This is a genomic window from Gluconobacter cerinus, assembly GCF_002723935.1.
In the GTDB taxonomy this organism is placed as follows: Bacteria; Pseudomonadota; Alphaproteobacteria; order Acetobacterales; family Acetobacteraceae; genus Gluconobacter; species Gluconobacter cerinus.
In genome coordinates, this window is the sequence record NZ_BEWM01000038.1 from 1 (window position 1) to 2,095 (window position 2,095).

The following is a 2,095-nucleotide window of genomic DNA, read 5'->3' on the forward strand; positions in this document are numbered from 1 at the left end:
AATGGCGCAGTTGATGGCCGCTTCCATGGTGGGGCCGTCACGACATTCGCCAAGGACCAGATCCGAGTTTTCACGGCGCATGGAGCCCTCAACAAACAGGGGCGGTGTCAGATTGGGCGGGCGGATCTCGGTCTGGGTGATCCGGTTGCCGTTGGGGGGCTTGAGGCTATCGAAAAGGAACTCGATCGGCTGCTCGCCTGTGGAAATGTTGCACGAGACGGTCGGATCCATCAGCCGATCATGGATCAGCCCGAACTGTAGCGTGGTCTTGCCCGAACCCGTCGATCCTCCCGTGAGCACCATGCCGCTTCTCAGCAGGTTGGTGTCGCGGATCTCCTGCTCGACCCGCTGCTCATCCAGACTGGCCGGAAGGGTCGGGATGGGCCGAAAGACCAGATTCATGCCTGGGCCGCGCATGGTCTGCACGGGAAAGATGTTGATACGAAAGCGCAGGGACTCACGGCGGTTGAGCGTGACGCTATAGGCCGTATCGAGCTGAAGGCTGATCAGGACACGCGCCGAGCCGTCCGCGCCATAGACGTGATCCACGATCTGCTTGAGATCCAGCGATGTCGTGGGGTCCATGGTGGCGTAGCGGTTGCGGCCATGAACCGTCAGCGTGGCGCGATGACCGGTCAGCAGGTCGATCCGCGACGCGCCGAGGCCGTGCGCCCATTTCAGGAAGTCATCGAGACCGGGCGCATGTTTCCGGGCTTCAGCAACCCAGGGATACTCGCGCTTCGCCCGTTCGTGTGCCCAGGTGTCAGCGTCACGCAGTTTGAGAACGGCGCTCATCGGCAGTCCTCCGGATAGGCGACGCGGGTGCGGGCCTGGAGGCCGGGCTGTCCGGTGATCCGGATGACGCGGTCGCCAAGATGCAGACTGTCGCCGCCGCCCACGGCCTGACGGTTCTCGAACACCACGCGCGGCTCTTCGACACGACCGGCCCGCAGAAGCACGCGGTAGCGGGCCATGCCGGTGATGTCGCGCTGAAGACGCGAGAGATCGGACAGGTAGATCTCATCCGCCACCTTTTCTCCGGAGGCCCAGCCTTCAGCCACCCAGTCGTTCCAGTGCCGCACTTCCTTGTCGGTGTGCGGCAAAGCGGATGAGGCCGGATGACGCGGCTTGTTCCAGGACCGAACAAGATAGGTCCGCCAGTTTGGCGCGGCAGAGGTGAGCTGCGCCTCGCGGGTAATCTCGAAGACACAGCGGCTTTCATGGGCGATGGTGCCGGTGTCGTTTAGGGCGAAGGCCATCTGCGCCTGACTGACGATTGGGGGCTGCATCAGCGTCTGGCCGTCACCCACCGGCAGGACGAAGGGGCGAAAATCGAACGTCGTGTCGAGGATAGGCTCGTTGTGGCGCAGCATTTCGTTGATGGCGAAAGACCGCGCGGCCTGCCCGCCCTGTGCGCCGTAGGTCAGCGCGGCCTGACGGATCTGCTCGCGTCGGCCCGGCTTGAGATCGTCGCCGGCTTCATCGTTCGGCCGCGCGTCCTGCAAGGCTTCGAGAGACGGCGGGGCCTCGCCGCCTGTGATGCGGTCGAGCTGAAGCGCGCCTGTCACCGGGGTGTTGGCAGGATTGCCGAGGGCCTCATCATTGGCGTTCACCTGATCCGCGCCTGGTTCAGGCGGACTGGGCATGGAGACGAGCGTTCCGCTCCGGGCTGGCGGAGGAAGAGAGCTGGTGGACGGCATGATGCTGCCGTTGTCGGCCGCACCTGCGAGAGACGGAAAAGCGAGAAGGGCGGCCGTTGCGAGGCCGCAGAGCAGGGCGCGATCAGCCATGGTACGTCACCGAGATTGCGTGGGAGAGGGGATCGACAGAGACGGTGGCCTGATCTCCTGCCTGCTCGCCAAGCGTGCGCAGGTGGTCAATCACGGGGGCCACGGCATTGATCTGGACAATGACCTTCCGATGCGGGCCGAATGCGGTCACGCTGTAGCCAATGTCCTTGCCGAGTTTGCGCACGGCAGGCTCAAGCGGGCCTTGCCAGACAAACCAGACCTGTCGCTTGAGGTCAGCCGGAAGGCCGGGGTCCGGTGTCATGGGCGGCGGGGTCGGCCGCAACGTGCCGAGCTGGGCCAGATCC

3 protein-coding genes are annotated in these 2,095 nt (G+C 64.7%); all 3 read right to left on the reverse strand.

Annotated elements, in window-relative coordinates; translation table 11 throughout:
• Positions 1-795, reverse strand: a 795-nt coding sequence (locus GCE01_RS16525; protein ID WP_099213702.1) for an ATPase, T2SS/T4P/T4SS family, incomplete at its 3' end; no start/stop codon positions are given.
• Entirely contained in the window at positions 792-1,790 is a 999-nt protein-coding gene (locus tag GCE01_RS16530) for a type IV secretory system conjugative DNA transfer family protein (protein ID WP_099213703.1), read from the reverse strand. The genes GCE01_RS16525 and GCE01_RS16530, both read right to left, overlap by 4 nt.
• Positions 1,783-2,073 (reverse strand): DotD/TraH family lipoprotein, encoded by a 291-nt coding sequence (locus tag GCE01_RS16535; RefSeq protein ID WP_408735630.1) that lies wholly within the window; start codon positions 2,071-2,073, stop codon positions 1,783-1,785. The genes GCE01_RS16530 and GCE01_RS16535 overlap by 8 nt, the downstream gene beginning before the upstream one ends.
• Positions 2,074-2,095 lie beyond the last annotated feature (22 nt).